This window comes from Kitasatospora sp. NPDC091257 (assembly GCF_044757675.1).
In the GTDB taxonomy this organism is placed as follows: Bacteria; Actinomycetota; Actinomycetes; order Streptomycetales; family Streptomycetaceae; genus Kitasatospora; species Kitasatospora lactacystinica.
Window position 1 is genome coordinate 1 of the sequence record NZ_JBIVVI010000718.1, and the last position, 4,794, is coordinate 4,794.

Sequence of the window (4,794 nt, forward strand, 5' to 3'; positions counted from 1 at the left end):
TTCCAACTTACGCGGCCGCCGCGCCGTCCTACAAGATCGACGCACGATCCGTTCACCGGCCCCCAACACGGCGCAACGGGGGTGACAGGTGCGGCGGCACCCACCCGGGGGGGCTGGGTGGGAGCCGCCGCGTCCTGGCCGCCTCCGGGGGCTGTCAGCAGCTGCGCAGCTCCGGGCTCTGGTTGCGGATCTGGTTGTGCAGCGAGGTGAACTCGCGGTACGCCGCGCCGTCCTCGGCGCCGGGGCGGAAGGCGCCGACGCGGTGGCAGTTGACGAAGGCGAGCTTCACCCCGAAGTGGCTCTCCAGGCTGCCCCGGATCGCGTTGCTGGCGAGTGCGCGCAGCAGCTGGGCGCGCTGTTCGTCGCTGGGCGTGGTGTTGTCGGTGGTGAACTCCTCCTGGCCGGTGGCGAGTTCGGTGCTGAGCCCGGACACGACCTGGTAGGCGTACGGGAGGGAGGTGCGGACGGTGTCGAGGAAGTCGGCCTCGTCCACGCGGCCCTGCTGGGCCTGGGCGAGGAGGGCGGGGGAGACGTCGAGCGACATGGAGGTCCTCTTTCGGGGATGCGTGGGCTTCGACCGGTGGTGGGCGGCGGTGACCGGCGGAACGGGCAGCGCTCACCCGCACCAGTTATCGAAGATGAAAACCATTGCAAGAAAGACTCTCCCGGTCACCCCGACGCCCTGTCAAGCGCCGCCCCCCGAAGGACTGACGGCCGGCGGCACCGGCAGGTGGCCGACCTTGATGACGAACACCGCGATCGTCACCGCCAGCGCCGCGAAGACCAGGCCCATCTGGAACGCGCTGGCGATGCCGTGCACCAGCACCTGCGAGGAGTACGGCGCCGGGAGCCGGCCGGTGGCCCGGAACTGGGCGAGCTGCTGCGGGGTGGCCTGCCGCAGGAACGCCCCGGCCTGCTGCCGGGCCTCGTTGCGGCTGGCCGTGCCGAACACCGTGACCAGGATCGACAGGCCGAGCGAGCCGCCCACCTGCTGGGTGGTGTTGAGCATGCCGGTGGCCGCGCCGGTCTCGTGCGGGGCGACGTGGGAGACGGCGGTCAGCATCACCGGGACGAAGATCGAGCCCATGCCGAAGCCGAACAGCAGGGTCGGGCCGAGGATGCCGCCGACGTAGGTGCTGTCGATGTCGATCTGCGTCGCCCAGACCACCCCGCTCAGCACCAGCAGCGAGCCGGTCACCAGGAAGGGCTTGGGGCCCCAGCGCAGCTGGTTGCGGGCGGCGAACTGGGCGGCGGCGATGATCGCCACGCTGATCGGCAGGAACGCGAAGCCGGCCCGCAGCGGGCTGAAGCCGAGGATCTCCTGCACGAACAGGGTGATGAAGAAGAAGATGCTGAACATCGTCGCGGCCACGCAGAGCATCAGCCCGTACGCGCCCGAGCGGTTGCGGTCGCGGAACAGGTGCAGCGGGGTGATCGGCTGCGGCACCCGCCGCTCGTTGAACAGGAACGCGACCAGCAGCGCGGCGGCGAGGCTGAAGGCGGTCAGTGTCACGGGGTCCGTCCAGCCGTGGTCGGAGGCACGGATGAAGCCGTACACCAGCGAGACCATGCCCGCCGTGGCGGTGAAGGCGCCGGTCAGGTCGAAACGCCCGGGGTGGCGCTCGGACTCGTTGATGTACAGCGGCGCCAGCAGTGCGATCGCGATGCCGATCGGCACATTGACGAAGAACACCCAGCGCCAGGACAGCCAGGAGGTCAGCATGCCGCCGAGAATCAGCCCGATCGCGCCACCGGCCCCGGCCACGGCCGAGAACACCCCGAAGGCCCGGTTGCGCTCCGGGCCCTCCTTGAAGTTGGTGGCGATCAGCGCCAGCGCGGTCGGCGAGGCGATGGCGCCGCCCAGGCCCTGGAGCGCCCGGGCCGCCAGCAGCCAGGCCGAGGACTGCGCGACGCCGCCGAGCAGCGAGGCCAGGCTGAACACCAGCACGCCGACCATGAACACCCGCCGCCGCCCGAGGATGTCGCCGGCCCGCCCGCCGAGCAGCAGCAGCCCGCCGAAGGTGAGCGTGTAGGCGTTGATCACCCAGGACAGTTCGGTGGTGTTGAACCCCAGCGCCGACTGGATGTGCGGCAGCGCGATGTTCACGATCGTGATGTCCAGGACGACCATTAGCTGTGTCGCCGCGATGACGGTGAGAGCGATCCCCGGGTGCTGGCCCCGACGTGCGGTCGCGGGCGAAGCCTCGGCCAGGGCGCGCGAGGTGGCCATGGCGGTCCCCCAATGGGTTCGAGGGTGAACGGCGGGCAGGGGGCGGATTCGTTCACCACTACCGACGGTATCCCCGGGGCATAGGGAACACAATCGTTCATTACGGACATGCTCATGCTGCCCGGTCGCCACCTGGCGTGCCTGCGCGACTGCGGCCGCGTGGTGGCGGTGCCGGTGGGGCGCCGCACCCGGTACGAGCTCGCCGACGAGCGGCTCGGGCACGCGCTGGACGACCTGCGCACCGCCGTGGTCGCCGACGCCGACGACCGCACCCGCACCGAGGCCGACGAGAAGGGCCGCTGCTGCGCGCCCGCCGGGCTCACCCCGCCGCCCGGCAGGGAGTCGGACGCCTGCGGCTGCCGGCCGGGCTGCGACTGCTGCTGAACACCCAGGTGATCCACGCGTCCGTGGCCGTGCGGGCGCGCGGATCCGGGGCTCGGATCAGGTGAGCGGTCCGGTGGACCGCGGTGTCGCGGCGGCGGACGGGAGGGCCGACGGCGAGGCGGCCGGCTGGCGGCCGCCGCAGGTGCCCGTGGAGTACAGGTCGTTGGAGGTCCGCTGCATCGCGGCGGGGTCGGACAGGTCGTACCGGTTGATCGAGGTGGCGAACTGCCGCTTTCCGGTGACCTCGCCGACCAGCAGGGTGTTGTAGCCGGGGATGCCGCCGCTGTGTCCCCAGAACTCGCCGCAGGGCGTGGTCATCCGCTGGAGTCCGAGCCCGTAGCCGACGGTCTCGCCCGGGCCGCTGGTGCGCTTCATCTCGGCGAGTTCGGCCGGGCCGAGCAGTTGCCCGCCGAGCAGGGCGGAGATGAAGCGGGTGAGATCCGCGGTGGTGGAGATGCCCGCCCCGGCCGAGGATGCCATCGACGGGTTGAGCAGCGTCACGTCGGCGGGGCCGGTGGCGAGCTTGTAGTAGCCGTGCGCGTGCGAGCCGGGAATGAAGGGCGAGTCGATGGGCATCGAGGTGCCCGTCAGACCCAGCGGCCGGATGATGCGGCGGTCCACCTCCTGCGCCCAACTGCGGCCGGTGAGGCGCTCGATGATCATGCCGACGAGCACGTAGTCGGTGTTGGAGTAGTGCCAGCCCTGTCCGGGGGCGAAGTACCGCGGGTACTTGTCGGCGATGTCCACGAGCTGCTGCGGTCGGTAGGACGTCCAGCGCCCACCCGCCAGCCACTGCCGCAGCGTCGCCTCGTTGCCGGCGTCGAACGCCGGGTCCTCGGTGAAGTCGTGGATGCCGCTGGTGTGGTTGAGCAGTTGGCGCACGGTGATGCCGGCGCCGTTCCGCACCACGCCCGGCAGGCGGCTCTCGACGGAGTCGTCGAGGCCGAGTCGGTGTTCCGCGACGAGCTGGAGGACCACCGTCGCGACGAAGGTCTTGGTGACGCTGCCGATCCGGAACCGGCCGTCCGGATCGGCGGGGGCACCGGTGGCCAGGTCGGCCACGCCGGCCGCACCCTTCCAGGCCGTGGAGCCGTTCTCCCGGACACGGGCCAGCGTCGCCGCTGCGCCGCCCTCCCGCACCATGGCCCGGACCACCGCGTCCAGGGCCGCCCCGTCCGCTTTCCGCGCCCCGTCCGCTGTACGCGCCCCGCCCGCCGCCACCCGGTAGGGCGCCGCCGGGGCGTCCGTCGCGCCGGCGGCCGGAGCCGAGGTCGCCAGCAGGCCCGCGCCGGCGAGTACGACGACCGCCGACCGCCCGGCCGTGCCCCGCCACCGCCGACCCTTCGATCCGATCCTCCGAAGCCTCGGATCCGCCGCCCCGTCCGCCATGCCGTCCTCCCGAATCCGACCGACGAATGCCATCAACATCCGTTTCAACAAAGACAGTTGACACAGTGCCAGGCGGTCGTGACGCGAGGCGTCCGCCTCAGGTCCGGGGCATGTCCGCCCCGGGGTCCATCTTCCGGCCCGTGGAACTCCACCTCAGGTCGAAGGCCGCCCCCGACGGATCCCTGAGGCCTCGGCGGATCGAGCGACCAGCGACCAGCGACGTGGGACGTGGGGCGTGGGACGTCGAGCTCATGCCTCGCCGGTCGGGGAGGCCGGGAAGAGCCGGGCCGGTTCGAAGCGGCGCCGAAAACCGTCCCGAAGGCCGTGGATTCACCCCGTGCCCAGGATGCGGGGACAGGGCGGGTGGGACGACTGGAGACACCTTTGCGGGACAGTTTTTCCGATGGATTCCTTACGCGGCTGGCACACGACACACATCCGGTGGACCTGATGTGTCTCTATCTGCTGCACGGTTCGGTCGAACGGATCCCCGGCCTGTTGGTCGATTGGGAGATGCTGTCGTTCGAGTATCTGAGTCGGCGTGTCCGTACTGAGAACCGCTCCAGCCACGGCGACGCGGACCTGTTCTCGCTCTGGATCAGGACGAAGGTCCGAGGGCGGCTGTACGGCTTGGAGTTCAGGGTCTATTTTCATCGCCGGTGAGCCCTGTGGGCGCCACGATGCGGAAGTGCTCCGTGAACTGACGGACGCCGCCCGGCCGTTCATCGGCCCCGCCGGACCCACCGCGAGGGAGGCCCCGCCGGGTGCCCGGCAGTCGGCCGTGCGCACCC

4 protein-coding genes and 1 pseudogene are annotated in these 4,794 nt (G+C 71.2%); 2 read left to right on the top strand and 3 right to left on the bottom strand.

The window, feature by feature from the left end; all coding sequences use genetic code 11:
- Positions 1 to 154: 154 nt before the first annotated feature.
- Entirely contained in the window at positions 155 to 544 is a 390-nt protein-coding gene (locus ACIQOV_RS28045; protein ID WP_401053170.1) for an SCO5389 family protein, read from the bottom strand.
- A gap of 141 nt (positions 545 to 685) precedes the next feature.
- Positions 686 to 2,230 (bottom strand): MFS transporter, encoded by a 1,545-nt coding sequence (locus ACIQOV_RS28050; RefSeq protein ID WP_401053172.1) that lies wholly within the window; start codon positions 2,228 to 2,230, stop codon positions 686 to 688.
- A 129-nt stretch (positions 2,231 to 2,359) separates the two neighbouring features.
- Here ACIQOV_RS28050 and ACIQOV_RS28055 point away from each other — a divergent pair.
- A pseudogene (locus tag ACIQOV_RS28055) lies at positions 2,360 to 2,533 on the top strand (transcriptional regulator); the annotation flags it as partial.
- Between the two features lie 138 nt (positions 2,534 to 2,671).
- Here the strand turns inward: ACIQOV_RS28055 and ACIQOV_RS28060 are convergent.
- On the bottom strand, positions 2,672 to 4,003 hold the full coding sequence (locus tag ACIQOV_RS28060) for a serine hydrolase domain-containing protein (protein ID WP_401053174.1): 1,332 nt from the start codon (positions 4,001 to 4,003) through the stop codon (positions 2,672 to 2,674).
- A 363-nt stretch (positions 4,004 to 4,366) separates the two neighbouring features.
- On the opposite strand from ACIQOV_RS28060, the gene ACIQOV_RS28065 reads away from it, so the two are divergent.
- Positions 4,367 to 4,666 carry a hypothetical protein gene (locus ACIQOV_RS28065; protein WP_401053176.1) on the top strand — a complete coding sequence of 100 codons (300 nt, stop codon included), beginning with the start codon at positions 4,367 to 4,369 and terminating at the stop codon, positions 4,664 to 4,666.
- Positions 4,667 to 4,794: the final 128 nt, after the last annotated feature.